The organism is Caulobacter sp. 05L422 (genome assembly GCF_056397765.1).
In genome coordinates this window covers 279005-294429 of record NZ_JBFTOB010000002.1, presented here as the reverse complement: position 1 = coordinate 294429, position 15425 = coordinate 279005, and the positions used below count along the sequence as shown (strand labels likewise).

Annotated in this window: 12 protein-coding genes; 9 read left to right on the top strand and 3 right to left on the bottom strand. The window is 70.0% G+C overall.

Features of this window, described 5'->3' with window-relative positions; translation table 11 throughout:
- Positions 1–43 precede the first annotated feature (43 nt).
- Both AC1DMQ_RS03645 and AC1DMQ_RS03640 read left to right on the top strand, forming a co-directional pair.
- Positions 44–1648: a fatty acid--CoA ligase gene (locus AC1DMQ_RS03645; RefSeq protein ID WP_477032186.1), complete on the top strand. Its 1605-nt coding sequence runs from the start codon at positions 44–46 to the stop codon at positions 1646–1648.
- Between the two features lie 13 nt (positions 1649–1661).
- The gene (locus tag AC1DMQ_RS03640) at positions 1662–2552 is read left to right on the top strand and encodes an oxygenase MpaB family protein (protein WP_477032185.1); all 891 of its coding nucleotides are present in this window, start codon (positions 1662–1664) and stop codon (positions 2550–2552) included.
- 134 nt (positions 2553–2686) lie between these two features.
- Here the strand turns inward: AC1DMQ_RS03640 and AC1DMQ_RS03635 are convergent, their stop codons facing one another.
- Together AC1DMQ_RS03635 and AC1DMQ_RS03630 are read right to left on the bottom strand one after the other, a co-directional pair.
- Entirely contained in the window at positions 2687–2986 is a 300-nt protein-coding gene (locus AC1DMQ_RS03635; RefSeq protein WP_477032184.1) for a DUF6958 family protein, read from the bottom strand.
- Between the two features lie 2 nt (positions 2987–2988).
- Positions 2989–3219, bottom strand: a complete 231-nt coding sequence (locus AC1DMQ_RS03630; RefSeq protein WP_477032183.1) for a hypothetical protein — start codon at positions 3217–3219, stop codon at positions 2989–2991.
- Between the two features lie 107 nt (positions 3220–3326).
- Here AC1DMQ_RS03630 and AC1DMQ_RS03625 point away from each other — a divergent pair, with 107 nt between their 5' ends.
- The 5 genes from AC1DMQ_RS03625 to AC1DMQ_RS03605 all read left to right on the top strand — a co-directional run bounded on the left by AC1DMQ_RS03625 (position 3327) and on the right by AC1DMQ_RS03605 (position 10409).
- Complete coding sequence (locus AC1DMQ_RS03625) at positions 3327–5624, top strand: glycoside hydrolase family 3 N-terminal domain-containing protein (protein ID WP_477032182.1); 2298 nt, start codon at positions 3327–3329, stop codon at positions 5622–5624.
- A 17-nt stretch (positions 5625–5641) separates the two neighbouring features.
- Complete coding sequence (locus tag AC1DMQ_RS03620; protein WP_477032181.1) at positions 5642–6097, top strand: VOC family protein; 456 nt, start codon at positions 5642–5644, stop codon at positions 6095–6097.
- 98 nt (positions 6098–6195) lie between these two features.
- Entirely contained in the window at positions 6196–7131 is a 936-nt protein-coding gene (locus AC1DMQ_RS03615; RefSeq protein ID WP_477032180.1) for a Gfo/Idh/MocA family protein, read from the top strand.
- A 138-nt stretch (positions 7132–7269) separates the two neighbouring features.
- Positions 7270–9039, top strand: coding sequence for a type I secretion system permease/ATPase (locus AC1DMQ_RS03610; RefSeq protein ID WP_477032179.1), 1770 nt, complete (start codon positions 7270–7272; stop codon positions 9037–9039).
- Complete coding sequence (locus AC1DMQ_RS03605; RefSeq protein ID WP_477032178.1) at positions 9036–10409, top strand: HlyD family type I secretion periplasmic adaptor subunit; 1374 nt, start codon at positions 9036–9038, stop codon at positions 10407–10409. Before AC1DMQ_RS03610 ends, AC1DMQ_RS03605 begins: the two co-directional genes overlap by 4 nt.
- 128 nt (positions 10410–10537) lie before the next feature.
- On the opposite strand, the gene AC1DMQ_RS03600 is transcribed toward AC1DMQ_RS03605, so the two are convergent.
- Entirely contained in the window at positions 10538–12079 is a 1542-nt protein-coding gene (locus tag AC1DMQ_RS03600; protein ID WP_477032177.1) for an arylsulfatase, read from the bottom strand.
- 674 nt (positions 12080–12753) lie between these two features.
- On the opposite strand from AC1DMQ_RS03600, the gene AC1DMQ_RS03595 reads away from it, so the two are divergent.
- Positions 12754–13662 carry a helix-turn-helix domain-containing protein gene (locus tag AC1DMQ_RS03595; RefSeq protein ID WP_477032176.1) on the top strand — a complete coding sequence of 303 codons (909 nt, stop codon included), beginning with the start codon at positions 12754–12756 and terminating at the stop codon, positions 13660–13662.
- 137 nt (positions 13663–13799) lie between these two features.
- Positions 13800–15425, top strand: a complete 1626-nt coding sequence (locus tag AC1DMQ_RS03590; protein WP_477032175.1) for a DUF4153 domain-containing protein — start codon at positions 13800–13802, stop codon at positions 15423–15425.

Below are 15425 nucleotides of genomic sequence, written 5' to 3'. Positions count from 1 at the left end.
GCGGCGCCAGACCGCCTCGAAGACGCGAGGAGACACGTCGACCATGCCTGGATCCGCCCCCGGACCCGCCGTCGATTTCGATCGCATGACGACCCTGGGCGACGTCGCCCGCTATCACCACGAGGTCCGGCCCGAGGCGACGGCCCTGGTCTTCGAAGGCCGGTCGACCAGCTTCGCCGAGTTCGACCGCCACACCGACCAGGTCGCCAACGCCCTGCTGGCCGAGGGGCTGGGGAAGGGCGACCGCATCGCCTATGTCGGCAAGAACAGCGACCACTATTTCGAGCTCCTGTTCGGCGCGGCCAAGGCCGGGGTGGTGCTGGCCCCGATCGGCTGGCGGCTGGCCCCGCGCGAGATCGCCTACATCCTGGGCGACGCCGAGGCCCGCATGGTGTTCGTCGGCCCCGAGCTGCTGGCCCATGTCCGCGACGTGGCCGTGCTGATGCTGGACCAGCCGGTGGTCGTCGGCATGGAGGCCAACGAATACGGCCATCCGACCTTCGAGGACTGGCGCGACGCGTTCGGCTGCGACCGGCCGGCCGCCGCGATCACCCCCGCCGACATCGCCGTCCAGCTCTACACCTCGGGCACCACCGGCCGGCCCAAGGGCGCGATGCTGACCCATTCCAACATCCTGACCACCCGCAAGCTGGCGGCCCAGGCCGACATGGCCTGGAACCGCTGGGGTCCCGACGACGTCAGCCTGGTGGCCATGCCGGTGGCCCACATCGGCGGCACCGGCTGGGGCGTGGTCGGCCTGGTCAACGGCGCCAAGGGCGTGGTGGCCCGCGAGTTCGACCCGACCAAGGTGCTGGACTTCATCGAGAAGGACCGGGTCTCCAAGATGTTCATGGTGCCGGCCGCCCTGCAGATCGTGGTGCGCCTGCCCCGTGCCCGCGAGGTCGACTACAGCCGCCTGACCCACATCCTGTACGGCGCCGCGCCCATCCCGCTGGACCTGCTGCGCGAGTGCATCGAGGTGTTCGGCTGCGGCTTCGTCCAGCAGTACGGCATGACCGAGACGACCGGCACGGTGGTCTATCTGCCGCCCGAGGACCACGATCCGGCCGGCAACGCCCGGATGCGCTCGGCCGGCCTGCCCATGCCCGGCGCCGAGTTGAAGATCGTCGGCGAGAACGGCCAGACCCTGGGTCCCAACGAGGTCGGCGAGGTGGCCGTGCGCTCGCCCGCCAACATGGCCGGCTACTGGAAGCTGCCCGAGGCGACGGCCGACACTATCGATTCCGATAGCTGGTTGCGGACCGGCGATGCGGGCTACATCGACGCCGACGGCTATCTGTTCATCCACGATCGCGTGAAGGACATGATCATCAGCGGCGGCGAGAACATCTATCCGGCCGAGGTCGAGAGCGCGGTCTACGGCCATCCGCACGTGGCCGAGGTGGCGGTGATCGGCGTGCCCGACGACACCTGGGGCGAGGCGGTCAAGGCGGTGGTCGCCCTCAAGCCCGGCGCGCCGCAGGACCCGGCCGACATCATCGCCTTCGCCAAAAGCCGCATCGCCGGCTTCAAGGCCCCCAAGACCATCGACTTCATCGAGATGCTGCCGCGCAACGCCTCGGGCAAGATCCTGCGGCGCGAGCTGCGCGAGCCGTACTGGGCGGGCAGGGAACGACGGGTGAATTGATGGCGCCCAACTGATGGGGAGTCACGACGGTCGCATCGCGGGGCTTGTTCAGGGGCTGTACCAACCCGAGGGCGGACCGCGCGTCGACTTTCGCCAGCCGGCCGGAGAGCCGGCCCTGGCCGCGCCGGACTCGGTGTCGTGGCGGGTGTTCAAGAACCCGGTCTCGCTGTTCGTCGGCGGGGTGACGGCGGTGATCCTGGAGCTGGCCGAGCCGCGCGTGCGCTCCGGCGTCTGGGAGCATTCCAGCTTCCGCACCGCGCCGCTGCCGCGCCTCAAGCGCACCGGCCTGGCGGCGATGGTCACGGTCTATGGCGCACGCTCGACGGCCGAGAAGATGATCGCCGGCGTGCGGCGGATGCATGATCGGGTCACCGGCGACACGCCCGCCGGGGCGGCCTACCGGGCCAACGACGTGGAGCTGCTGGACTGGGTGCAGGCCACCGCCAGCTTCGGCTTCATGGAGGCCTATCACGCCTTCGCCCGGCCGCTGAGCGACGCCGACCGCGACCGCTTCTACGCCGAGGCCGCCCCGGCGGCGGCGCTGTACGGCGCGCTCGGGGCGCCGGCTTCGGTGGCGGAATGGGAGGCGCGGCTGGCGGCCATGCTGCCCAAGCTGGAGCGCCACGAGATCGTCTTCGAGTTCCTGGAGCTGATGCGGCGGACGGCGATCCTGCCCGCTCCGCTGCGCGGCCTGCAAGGCGCGCTGATCAGGGCGGCGGTGGCGATCACGCCGGCGCAGGTGCGCGAGGTCGTGGGGCTGGGGCGTGAGTGGGACCTAGGGCCGGTCGAGGGGCGGCTGGTGCGGTTGGCTGGGGCGGCGGCGGATCGGTTGCCGGTGAAGGGCGCCCCGGCGGTGGAGGCCTGTCTGCGGATGGGGCTGCGGGCGGACTATCTGTATCGCTAGTGCGGCTAGCACTTGCCCCCTACGGATCGCTTCGCGATCGTCTTCCCCCACAGGGGGAAGAGGCGCGTCCTCCGCCCCCTCGCCGCGACAGACGGCGAAGCCGCCAGGTGGGGGCAAGTGGGTGTGATCCCACGCTAGGACCGATGCAGCCTCAACGGCTTCGTCGCCTCCCGCCGAACAACGCCCTTAGCCTCCAGATCCAGCTGGGCGGCCTTCAGCCACCACCCCGCCTTGTCGCCGCCCGGGAACAGCGCCTCGGGCAGCAGGGGCAGCAGCCGTTCCTTGGCCTCGGCCACCGTCAGCCCAGGCGCGCCGACAGGCAGCACCTGGAGCAACGCCTCGCGCATCGCCTCGTACTTGGCGCGGTCGACGCGCTGCACGTGGCCGGGCGAGGTGAAGTTCTCGATCTCGATCCGGTCGTCGGCCTTCGGCATCGTCAGGTATGGTCCTTGTGCTCGATATGGCCTTCGAGGACCTCGGTTCGGGAGAACACCTCCTCCTGGCCGTCCTGCAGCAGCTCCTCGAAATCGTCCCGGTCGCGCTCGGCCTGGGCCAGGACGAGGCGCAGGGCGTCGACCTCGGTCGGGGCCTCGACCACCATGCTGCGCAGCGGGGCTTCGGGCGGGGCGTCGCCGAGACGGACATCGATGCGCCAGCGGGTGGTCATGGAGCTTCTCCGAGGTTGAAGGCGTTGGTTCGCTCCTCAGGTAACGCACCATTGCACCAAGCGGCGTTTCTGGCGAGGTTGCGGCGAGTTCAGTTCGGGGAGGCTTCATGGCGACGGGTGGCGGGCGACAGGGTCCGAAGCGACAGGGCGTGGATCGTAGAGCGGTCCTGGCCGGCGCGACGGGCCTGGCGGGATTCGCCCTGGCCGGAGCGGGCGCGGCCCGCGCCGCCTCGCCCCGCGTGGAAGCCCTGATCGCCCAGATGACCATGGAGGAGAAGGCCGGCCAGCTGTCGTGCTATTCCGACATGATCCGGCCGCCGGTCGGCGACATCAATCCGCTGGTCAACCAGCGCAACACCCAGCAGATCCTGGCCGACGTCCGGGCCGGCCGCATCGGGACGCTGATGAACGGCGTCGGGGTCGAGGGGGCGCTGCTGGCCCAGACCGCCGCGGTCGAGCATTCGCGCCTGCACATCCCGCTGCTGTTCGCCGCCGACGTGATCCACGGCTTCAAGACCATCTACCCGATCCCCCTGGCCGAATCCGCCAGTTTCGATCCCAGCCTTGCCGAGCGCACGGCGCGGGCCGCGGCGATCGAGGCCTCGTCGTACGGCAACCACTGGACCTTCGCCCCGATGGTCGACGTGGCCCGCGACCAGCGCTGGGGCCGGGGCGCCGAAGGCTCGGGCGAGGACGTGTTCCTGGGCGAGGTGATGGCCCAGGCCCGGGTGCGCGGCTTCCAGGGCCCGAACCTGGCCGCGCCCGACAGCCTGCTGTCGACCGCCAAGCACTTCGCCGGCTACGGGGCGGTGGCGGCGGGCCTGGACTACAACACCGTCGACCTCTCCGAAGAGACCCTGCGCGAGGTGCACCTGCCGCCGTTCAAGGCAGCCTTCGACGCCGGCTGCCTGTCGGTGATGTCGGCCTTCAACGACATCAACGGCGTGCCGTCCACGGCCAACAAGCACCTGCTGACCGACATCCTGCGCGGCGAGTGGAACTTCAAGGGCGTGGTCATCTCCGACTACACCGCCGACCAGGAACTGGTGGCCCACGGCTTCGCGGCCGACGACAAGGATGCCGCGCGGCTGGCGATCCTGGCCGGGGTCGACATCAGCATGCAGAGCGGCCTCTACAGCCGCTACCTGCCCGAGCTGGTGGCCCAGGGCCGGGTGCCGATGGCCGTGGTCGACACCGCCGTGCGCCGGGTGCTGAGCCTGAAGGAGACGCTGGGCCTGTTCGACCGGCCGTTCCGCTCGATCGACGCCAAGGCCCAGGCCGCCAACACCGCCACCCCGGCCATGCGGGCGCTGTCGCGGGAGGCCGGGGGCAAGTCGATCGTGCTGCTGCGCAACGACGGCGGCCTGCTGCCCCTGCCGACCAAGGGCAAGAAGATCGCCCTGATCGGCCCGTTCGGGCAGGACCGCGACAACATCCTGGGGCCCTGGGCCTTCTTCGGCGACACCAGCCTGGGGGTCGACCTGGCCGCCGGGATCCGCGAGGCGATGGCCGATCCCTCGCAGCTGACCATCGCCAAGGGCTGCGACGTCGAGAACACCATCCCCGGCGGCTTCGACCAGGCCGTCGCCGCCGCCAGGGCCGCCGACATCGTGCTGCTGGCCGTGGGCGAGAGCCAGAACATGTCGGGCGAGGCCCAGTCGCGCACCGAGATCGGCCTGCCGCGCGTGCAGCAACAGCTGGCCGAACTGGTCGGGGCGGTGGGCAAGCCGACCGTCGTGCTGCTGCGCCACGGCCGGGCCCTGGTGCTGGAGGGCGCGGTCAAGGCCGCTCCCGCCGTGCTGGCCACCTGGTTCCTGGGCACCGAGACCGGCCACGCCGTGGCCGACGTGCTGTTCGGCAGGGTCAATCCATCGGCCCGCCTGCCGGTCAGCTTCCCGCACGAGAGCGGCCAGGAGCCGTTCGCCTACAATCACCGCACCACCGGCCGTCCCGCGCCCCAAGCCGACGACAGCCAGGAGTACAAGGCCCGCTGGCGCACCACGCGCAACGAGGCGCTGTACCCGTTCGGCCATGGGCTGTCCTACACCAGCTTCGCCCTCAGCGACGTCAAGCTGTCGACCACGCGCCTGGCCTGGAACGAGAAGCTCATCGTCACCGCCACCGTGGCCAACACGGGAAAGGTCGCTGGCGAGCATGTGGTCCAGCTCTACATCCGCGACCGGGTGGCCAGCCGCACCCGGCCGGTGCGCGAGCTCAAGCGCTTCCTGCGGGTGGCGCTGAAGCCGGGCGAGCGGCGCGAGGTGCGCTTCAGCCTGGAGCGCGGCTCGCTGATGTTCGTCGGCGACAACGACCGCTGGATCGCCGAGCCCGGCATGTTCGACCTGTGGGTGGCCAACAGCGCGGTCGACGGCCTGACGGCCAGCTTCGAGCTGCTGGGGGCGTAGGAGACTGGATCGAAATCATGACCAAGAGCCAACTGCTGCGAATGGACAATATCGGCATCGTGGTGGAATCCCTCGATGACGCCGTCGCCTTCTTCACCGAGCTTGGCCTGACGTTCGAGGGGCGGGCCATGGTCGAAGGCGAATGGGCCGGACGCATCACCGGACTGGGCGATCAGCGCGTCGAGATCGCCATGATGGTCACGCCCGACGGCCACAGCCGCCTGGAGCTCTCGCGTTTCCTGGTCCCGTCCGTCGTCGCCGATCACCGCAACGCCCCGGTCAACGCCCTCGGCTACCTGCGCGCCATGTTCACGGTGAGCGACATCGACGACACCCTGGCCAGGCTCCGCAAGCACGGCGCCCAGCTGGTCGGCGAGGTGGTCGAGTACGAGAACGTGTACCGGCTCTGCTACATCCGCGGCCCCGAAGGCCTTCTCATCGGACTGGCGCAACCGCTCGGCGGCGATCAGTAGCGGCTAGGGCGAGCCCCAAGCCTCACTGGCCGTTTGACATCCCAAGCGTCACCAAGCATTTATCCTACAAATAAGCGTTCCCAGAGTCGCGAGGCCCCATGACCGACGCCACCTCCATCCGCGTGGCCCTGATCGGCCTGGGCAAGATCGCCCGCGACCAGCACCTGCCGGCGATGGCCGCCGATCAGCGTTTCGAGCTGGTGGCGATCGTCAGCCGTCACGCCGAACAGCCGGGCCTGCCCAGCTTCCACACCCTGGACGAACTGCTGGCCAGCGGCGTGGCGTTCGACGCCGTGGCCCTGTGCACCCCGCCCCAGGTGCGCCACGGCCTGGCCCGCCAGGCGCTGGAAGCCGGCAAGCACGTGATGCTGGAAAAGCCGCCCGGCGCGACGCTGAGCGAGGTCGAGGACCTGCGCCACGTCGCCGAGGTCCAAGGCGTCACCCTGCAGACCACCTGGCACTCGCGCCACGCCCCGGCCGTCGCCCCGGCGCGCGACTGGCTGGCGGGCAAGACGATCACCGCGGCCCGCATCAACTGGCGCGAGGACGTGCGGGTCTGGCATCCGGGCCAGGACTGGATCTGGGAGCCGGGCGGCCTGGGGGTGTTCGATCCCGGCATCAACGCCCTGTCGATCGCCACCGCCGTGCTGCCGCGCCCGTTCTTTCTGACGCAAGCCACCCTGCACGTGCCGGAGAACCGCCAGTCGCCGATCCAGGCCGAGCTGTCGTTCGTCGACACCGCCGGCGTGCCGGTCACCGCCGAGTTCGACTTCCTGCAGACCGGTCCGCAGAGCTGGGACATCGAGGTCGACACCGACGGCGGCGCGCTGCGCCTGTCGCACGGCGGCTCCAAGCTGTGGATCGACGGGGCCCTGGTCCACGAGCGGCCCGAGGCCGAGTACCCCGGTCTGTACGCCCGGTTCGCCGAGCTGATCGCCGCCGGAGCGTCCGATGTCGACGTCACGCCGCTGCGCCACGTGGCCGACGCCTTCCTGCTGGGACGCCGCGTCACGGCGCCCGCTTTCGTGGAGTAGGACGCCGGTCCTCGACCATTCGGCGCAACGACGTTCTTGCAAATTGGCGGGTCGCAACGTTAGGTACCGCCCAGGGGCGTGAGACCTGCGTGCGGCGAATGGAGCTGGCGGAGAGGGACGCGTCCTGGGGAGAGACGCGTGAAGTTCCTGGACGCACCGCTGCCGCCGCCTCTGGTCGCCGCCCTGCGGGCCTGCCGCCCGCACCTGATGGCCGCCGCCGTGTTCAGCGCCTTCATCAACCTACTGCTGCTGGCCCCGACCATCTACATGATGCAGGTCTACGACCGGGTGGTGCCCACCGAGGGCCGGCTGACCCTGCTGTACCTGACCCTGGTCGTGGCCTTCGCCCTGGGCACCCAGACCGCCCTGGAATCGGTGCGCTCGCGGCTGCTGACCCTGGCGGGCCTGCGCCTGGACCGGCTGCTGGCCGGCGGCATCCTGCAGAAGCTGATGAGCGCCATGGCCCCCGGCGCCTCGGCCCAGGGCATGCGCGAGTTCGACGTCGTGCGCCAGGCCCTGTCGGGTCCCGTGGCCGTGGCCGTCTTCGACATCCCGTGGACCCCGATCTACGTGCTGGTCGCCTTCATGATCCACCCGGCCCTGGGCGCGATGACCATCGTCGGCGGCGCGGTGCTGGTGGTGCTGGCGGTGTTCAACGAGCGGGCCACGCGGACGCGGGCCCGCGAGGCCTTCATCGCCCAGGCCCAGGCCTACGCCTCGCAGGAGGCGGCCGCCGCCAACGGCGAGGTCGTGCGGGCTCTCGGCATGCGCGGCGCCCTGCGCGAGCGCCAGCTGGCCGATCGCCGCGTCGGCCTGGACCTGTCGGCCAAGGCCCAGTTCACGGGCGGCGGCTATTCGGCGGCCACCAAGTTCACCCGCATGTTCCTGCAGTCGGCGGCCCTGGGCCTGGGCGCCTGGCTGGCGGTCGACAAGCAGATCTCGGCGGGCGCGATCATCGCCGCCTCGGTGCTGATGAGCCGCGCCCTGCAGCCGATCGAGCAGTTGGTCGGCTCGTGGGGCGTGGTCGGCCAGGTGCGCGGCGCGCTGAACAACCTGATCAAGCTGTTCCCCAACCGGGGGATGGAGATGTCCGGCACCCAGCTGCCGGCCCCGACCGGGGCGCTGGCCCTGGAACAGGTGGCCGTGCGCGCGCCCGGCGAAGGCCCGGTGCTGCTGCGCGGCGTCTCGTTCCGCCTGACGCCGGGCGAGATCCTGGGCGTCATCGGTCCCAGCGGCGCGGGCAAGACCACCCTGGCGCGGGTGGCCGCCGCGGCCATCGTTCCCGACGCGGGCGTGGTGCGCCTGGACGGCGCCAACCTGGTCGACTGGGACGGCGATCGGCTGGGCCGATACATCGGCTATGTGCCGCAGGACTCGGGCCTGATGGCCGGCACGATCAAGGACAACATCTCGCGCTTCGCCACCTGGGTGGGGGCCGATGCGGCGATCGTCGACGCCGAGGTGGTGGCCGCGGCCCAGGCGGCGGGGGTGCATGAGCTGATCCTGCGCCTGCCCAAAGGCTACGACACCCTGCTGGGCGCCGGCGGACGCGGGCTGTCGGCGGGCCAGGCCCAGCGCGTGGCCCTGGCGCGCGCCCTGTACGGCGAGCCGCCGCTGCTGATCCTGGACGAGCCCAACTCGGCGCTCGATGCCGACGGCGAGGCGGCGCTGAACAGCGCGCTGCTGGCCGCCAAGGCGCGCAAGGCCGCGATCCTGATCGTCGCCCACCGCACCGGCATCCTCAACGTCGCCGACCGCCTGCTGGTGCTGCGCGAAGGCCAGATCGAGATGCTCGGCCCCCGGGTGGAGGTGGTCGCCAAGATGGCCGAGGCCGCCCAGGCCCAGGCCAAGGGGAGCGGCGCCAAGCCCGCTTCCGCCACGACCGCCCTGCAGGCCGCCAAGCCATGACCGACACGATGTTCCAAGCCTCGAGCGAAAAGCCGGGCGAAGCCCCCAACGTCCCGCCGCGCCTGTCGGACGATCCGGCCATGGCCATCCGCGTCGGCGCGGGGGTGGCGGGCCTGTTCTTCGTCGGCTTCCTGGGCTGGGCGGCCCTGGCGCCGCTGGACGCCGGCGCCTACGCCCACGGGGTGATCGCCGTGGCGGGCAACCGCCAGTCGGTCCAGAACCGCGAGGGCGGGGTGGTCACGGCCATCCGGGTGGTCGAGGGCCAGAGCGTGGTCAAGGGCCAGATCCTGGTCGAGCTGTCGGCTTCGGAGCTGCGGGCCAGCGAGCGGGGCATGACCGGCGAGGTCCTGACCCTGCTGGCCCAGCGCGCCCGCCTGGTCGCCGAGCGCGACAAGCAGGCCGGCTTCGCCGCCCCGCCCGAGTTCGCCAAGCTGGAGCCCGAGGACAGGCCGCTGGCCGAGGACGCCCTGCGCCTGCAACGCCAGCAGTTCCAAGCCCGCCGCAGTTCGCTGCAGACCCAGCGCGGCGTGCTCAACCAGCGGATCCTGCAACTGAGCCAGCAGACCAGCGGCGCCGAGCGTCAGCTGGACGCCAACCGCGAGCAGCAGAAGCTGATCGAGGAGGAGCTGGCGGGCGTGCAGGAGCTGGCCGCCAAGGGCTATGCGCCCAAGACCCGGGTGCTGGCCCTGCAGCGCAGCGCCGCCTCCCTGACCGGCGAGGACGGCGCCTATCGCGCCCAGATCGCCCGCTCGGGCGAGCAGATCGGCGAGACCCGGCTGCAGACCCTGTCGCTGGAGCGGCAGATGATGGAGGAGGTCTCGGGCCAGCTGCGCGACGTGCAGGTGCGGCTCGACGACCTGCAGCCCAAGGTGCTGGCCGCCCGCGAGCAACTGGCGCGCGCCACGGTCCGCGCCCCCTCGGGCGGCAAGGTGGTGGGGCTCAGCGTCTTCACGGTCGGCGGGGTGGTGGCACCCGGCCAGACCCTGATGGAGATCGTGCCCCAGGACCGCCGCCTGGTGATCCAGGCCAAGGTCTCGCCCAACGACGCCGACGACCTCAAGCCCGGCCAGAAGACCCAGATCCGCTTCACCTCGCTGCACGAGCGCGACCTGCCGCTGCTGAACGGCACCCTGACCGAGCTGTCGGCCGACAGCTTCACCGACGAGAAGACCGGCGCCCAGTACTTCCGGGCCGAAGTCGCCGCGCCGCCGCAGGAGCTGGAAAAGATCCGCAAGATCCGCGGCGCCCAGTCGGGCCTGCAGGCCGGCCTGCCGGTCGAGGTGCTGATCCCGCTGCGCAAGCGCTCGGCCCTGGCCTATCTGGTCGAGCCGCTGTTCCAGACCTTCTGGCGGATGGGACGGGAACACTAGGGTTTATCAGGAGCCTACACGTTGGCTGCTCCGGTCAACGACGCTGAAGCGGGAATAGCGGTCGGCTGTTCGGCGTCGTGGGCAGACGTTTACGGTGGATCGACGTTTAGGACCACTCGGACGCCACATCAGTTCTTACGGCCGCCATCCTGCAGCGCCTCCAGAGCCTTCTCCACGCCCAGCGAGCCTGAGACTTGGCTTGGCGGGTAGTCTTTGAAGGTGGAGAGGAACTGACCCATGATGACGGTGGCGGGCATCATGACCCACAGCTTTTCTCCCCACCATTGGCCGTATGACGTCGATTCGCTCTGATATCGCTCCCACGGATCGACGCGCAGATTGGTCACGATCGGCACGTTGGTGGAGTCTTCCTTTCCGCTGAACAGGTTGCCGACAATCGTCTTGAACGTGATCTTCCATTGGTCGTAGCGCAGGGCCATGAGATCGGCGTTGTCGCTGAAATAGAAGAACTCGCGGCGCGGACCTTCAGTGACCTCGCCTTCGAAGAACGGCTTGAAGTCGTAACCGTCGAGGTGGGTCCGGAAGGTCTTCTCGCCCGCTTGGTGTCCGGCGAGCAGCTTCTCCTTGATCTCCGTCTCGCCCGCCGCGGCGACCAAGGTCGGCAGCCAGTCTTCGGCCGACATGACGTCGTTGATGATGACACCGGGCTCGATGACGCCGGGCCACTTCGCCAGCATCGGCACGCGGAAGCCGCCTTCGTACACGGTACCTTTCTCGCCTCGAAACGGATGGTTGCCGCCGTCGGGCCAGCTGAAGATTTCCGCGCCGTTGTCGCTGGTGAACAGCACGATCGTGTTGTCCGCGATGCCCAGTTCGTCGAGCTTGGCGAGCAGTTCGCCAACAATCCAGTCCAGCTCGGCCATGGCGTCGGCGAACAGACCGTAGCCGGTCTTGCCGTCCCACTGTTTGGACAGGTGCGTCCAGGAGTGGCACCGGGTCGAGTTGTGCCAGAGGAAAAACGGCTGCCCCGCCCTGACGGAGCGGTCGATGAAGTCGCACGAGCGACGCACCAGATCGGCATCGATGTCTTCCATGCTGACCTTGGCGGCGGGGTCCATGCCCGGATGCGGCGGCAACGGACCGGCGTCGGTGATCTTCTGTTTGCCGACCCGTCCCCAGCGCGGATCGTCCGTGGGGTCGTCGACCTCGGTGGCGACACTGCTGACGATGTTGCGCGGGCCGAACTTCGTCAGGAATTCCGGGTTTTTGGGGTACTCCGGGTCGTACGGCTCTTCCATCGCATTGAGGTGGTAGAGGATCCCGTGGAACTCGTCGAAGCCGTGCACGGTGGGCAGGTATTCGTTGCGGTCGCCCAAGTGGTTCTTGCCGATCTGCGCCGTGGCGTAGCCGAGGGGCTTGAGCAGTTCGGCGATCGTCGGATCGGTGTCTTGCAAGCCCTGCTTTGCCGCTGGCAGGCCGACTTTTAGCAGCCCCGTGCGGAACGGCGTCTGCCCAGTGATGAACGCGGCGCGTCCCGCCGTGCAGGATTGTTGCCCGTAATAATCGGTGAAAAGCGCCCCCTCCTGGGCGAGCCGATCGATGTTCGGCGTGCTGCCGCCCATCATGCCGCGATGGTAGGCGCTGATGTTCCATATGCCCACGTCATCGGCCATGACCATGATGATGTTGGGCTTGGCTGAGGCGGCCATCGGACACTCCTGCTGATCGTGGCCAAACGGGCCCCGCACGAAGAGATTTAAGGCTCGCGACCCTGGGGTCGCCATCGGGGATTCCCCGCGCCAGACCGCAGGGACATTGCCTAAGGGCGCCGCTGGGACTGTCCGACTAGGGCCCAAGTTCGCCCTGGCGCCTTGTCGGCAGGCGGACCCTACGGATCGCCACCCGCCAGCGCTGTCATCGGCAAAATAAAAGGCGGGCCTCCCCCAAGGCCCGCCTTCAGTTTGAGTCCCCCTCGGGACGTGGGCGACGCTAATCGCGAAGACCCCCCCAGGCCTCGCGGTGCGTCGTTCTCCGAGCCGATGACTTCGCGTCCAAGCGTCGGTGAATACGGTCCCGGACGATTATTGATCACTGATCAGCGTTCGTCCGAAGGGACCGACACCAGTAAGGCTTTGCGCGGCGTAACCATTACATGCCGGTCCCATTTTCTTGATCGTTTGTCTCAAAGGAAAAAGCCGCCCTCGCGTGGTGCGACGAACGCCCGCATTGGGCGAATACAGTAAATGCGTGATTGTGCCTTGGGGGAGGCCACATGAGTGAACCTTTGAGTCCGCCTAGCGAGTCCGTGTTCCAGCTAGGGCGATCGAACTTCAGCACCCGGAGCGTCCCGCCCGAGGAGCGACACGATCATTATCGCCGAGAGGTGCTGGTCGCGCTGGACGCCCGCGACCCCGAGCCGGGCTTCTCGGCCAACATCACCTCGCTGCGCCTGGGCCCCCACGCCTTCTACGTGACCGAGACCGGCGGCCACACCATGTTCCGCACGCCGGAGATGATCGCCGCCGACGGCCATGACGCCTACATCGTCCAGTTCAACATCGCCGGATCGCACACCGGCGACTTCGACGGCGTGCCGTTCTCGGCCGGACCGGGCGAGGTCGGGATCTGCGACCTGTCGCGGCCGATGCTGCTGCACAGCACGGCGGTCAAGGTGCTGACCACCTTCCTGCCCCGCGCCGACGTCCAGGCCGTGGCGCCCGGCGTCGAGCTGCACGGCATGGTGCTGGACGGCAACCGCGCCGGCCTTCTGATCGAGCATTTGACGGCGGTTACCCGCTGGTTCCCGCAGCTTCTTCCCGAGACCCTGCCGGGCATCACCCGCGCCACCACCGAGCTGCTGGGCGCCTGTCTGGCGATGGAGGCCGGACGGGCCGACTTCGGCGTGCGCGAGTCGCCGGTGCTGCTGCGGGCCCGCGCCTATGTCGAGCACAACCTGCTGGAGCCCAGCCTGAACCCGGCCCGGATCAGCGAAGCCCTGGGCGTGTCGCGCTCCACCCTCTACCGATTGTTCGAGCCGCTGGGCGGGGTGACGGCCTATATCTGGGAGCGCCGCCTGCACCTGGCCCGCGCCGCCCTGCTGGACCCCAAGCGGGCCCGGCGGATCAGCGAGATCGCCTTCCAGTGCGGCTTCAGCAGCGAGGCCCACTTCAGCCGCAGCTTCCGCAAGGCCTTCAACATCCGCCCCAGCGACCTGCGTTCGCTGCAGCCCAGCCTGGTCGACGAACCCGACACCCCGTTCTCGCGATGGAGCGATACGGCGACGGGGGCTTAGGGCGCGCTAGCACCCTCTCCCCATGGGAGAGGGTTTCAGTAACGCTGCATCAAATCTGCACGGCAAACGCGTCGCTGGACCGGCTTTGTCTCGACCCCGCGCGGGCACTCAACGGGCTCCTTCGGTCGGAGCCCGCCATGCTGCTTTCCCGTCGCCCGCGCGATCTGTCCTTCACGCTCAAGGCCAGCGCCGCGCTGGCCCTGGCGATCGTCGCCGACCTGCTGTTCTGGGGGCATCGGATCGGCTGGACCCTGGGCGCCTTCGCGCTGCTGCTGACCCTGGCCGCGACCGCCCTGCATCCGCACGCCCGTCGTGACCTCAAGGCCGGCTGGGCGCTGGTCGCGGCGACGGTGCTGGCGATCCTCCTGGCCTGGGCGCCCAGCCTGCTGGGCTGGCTGCTGTTCTGGGCGATGCTGGGCCTGGCGGTCCTGCTGCCCCGGGCCGCGCGGTTCGACGACGCCTGGCGCTGGAGCCAGCGCCTGGTCGCCCAGGCCGTGGTCGGGATGTTCGGGCCGTGGCTCGATCTTCGCCGGGCGCGCAAGGCGGGCCGGACGACGACGCCGGGCTGGAACTGGCGGGGGATCGTGCCGCTGCTGGCCCTGCCGGTCGTGGGCGGGGCGGTGTTCCTGACCCTGTTCGCCGCCGCCAATCCCGTGATCGGCCAGGCCCTGTCGACCCTGCGATTGCCGGCCTTCAGCGGCGACCTGTTCTGGCGGGCGGTCTTCTGGGTGATGGTGCTGACCCTGGCCTGGAGCCTGCTGCGGCCGCGCCGCCGCCGCGCCCTGCCGACGGGCAAACCCCGGTCCCTGGGCGCCGTCGCGGGAGTCTCGATCGCCTCGGTGACCCTGTCGCTGATCGTCTTCAACGCCCTGTTCGCGCTGCAGAACGGCCTGGACGCGGTGATCCTGTGGGGCGGGGCGGGACCGCCGGCCGGCCTGACTCTGGCGGAGTACGCCCATCGCGGCGCCTATCCGCTGATCGCCACGGCGCTGCTGGCGGGCCTGTTCGTGCTGGTCGCCCTGGACCCGCGCATGCCCACCGCCAAGGTCCCGCTGGTCCGCGTGCTGGTGGTGCTGTGGGTGGGCCAGAACCTGTTCCTGGTGGCCTCCAGCATCCTGCGGACCGTCGACTACGTGCAGGTCTATTCCCTGACCCGCCTGCGGATCGCCGCCCTGGTCTGGATGGGGCTGGTCGGGCTGGGCCTGGTGCTGATCTGCTGGCGGATGCTGCGCGGCAGGAGCGGGGCCTGGCTGATCAACGCCAACGCCGCCGCGGCCCTGGCGGTGCTGGTCGCCGCCTGCGGGGTCGACCTGGGCGCGGTCGCCGCCGTTTGGAACGTCCGCCAAGCCCGCGAGCTCGGCGGCCAGGGGCCGGAGCTGGACGTCTGCTACCTGAACGAACTGGGTCCCTCGGCCCTGGTCTCGCTGGTCGAGGCCGAGCGCCGTTCGACCTCGCCGGAGCTGGCCGACCGCGTCGCCTGGGTGCGGGAGCGGGCCCTGATCGGCCTGCGGATCCGACAGGCCGACTGGCGCGCCTGGACGCCGCGCGGCGCCCTGCGGCTGGAGCGGGTCCGCGCCCTGAAGCGCGAACGCCCCCTGATCCACAGCGCCCGGGGCTATCCGCGACAGTGCGACGGCCGCCCCGTGATGCTCCCGGAGCCCGAACCGCCGCCCGAACCGTCGCCGTCCTATGAAGCGCCTGCGACAAGCCAGGACGTCTTGCCGTCGACCCCCGACCCGTTGACCAAAAGCCCGGAGCACTGA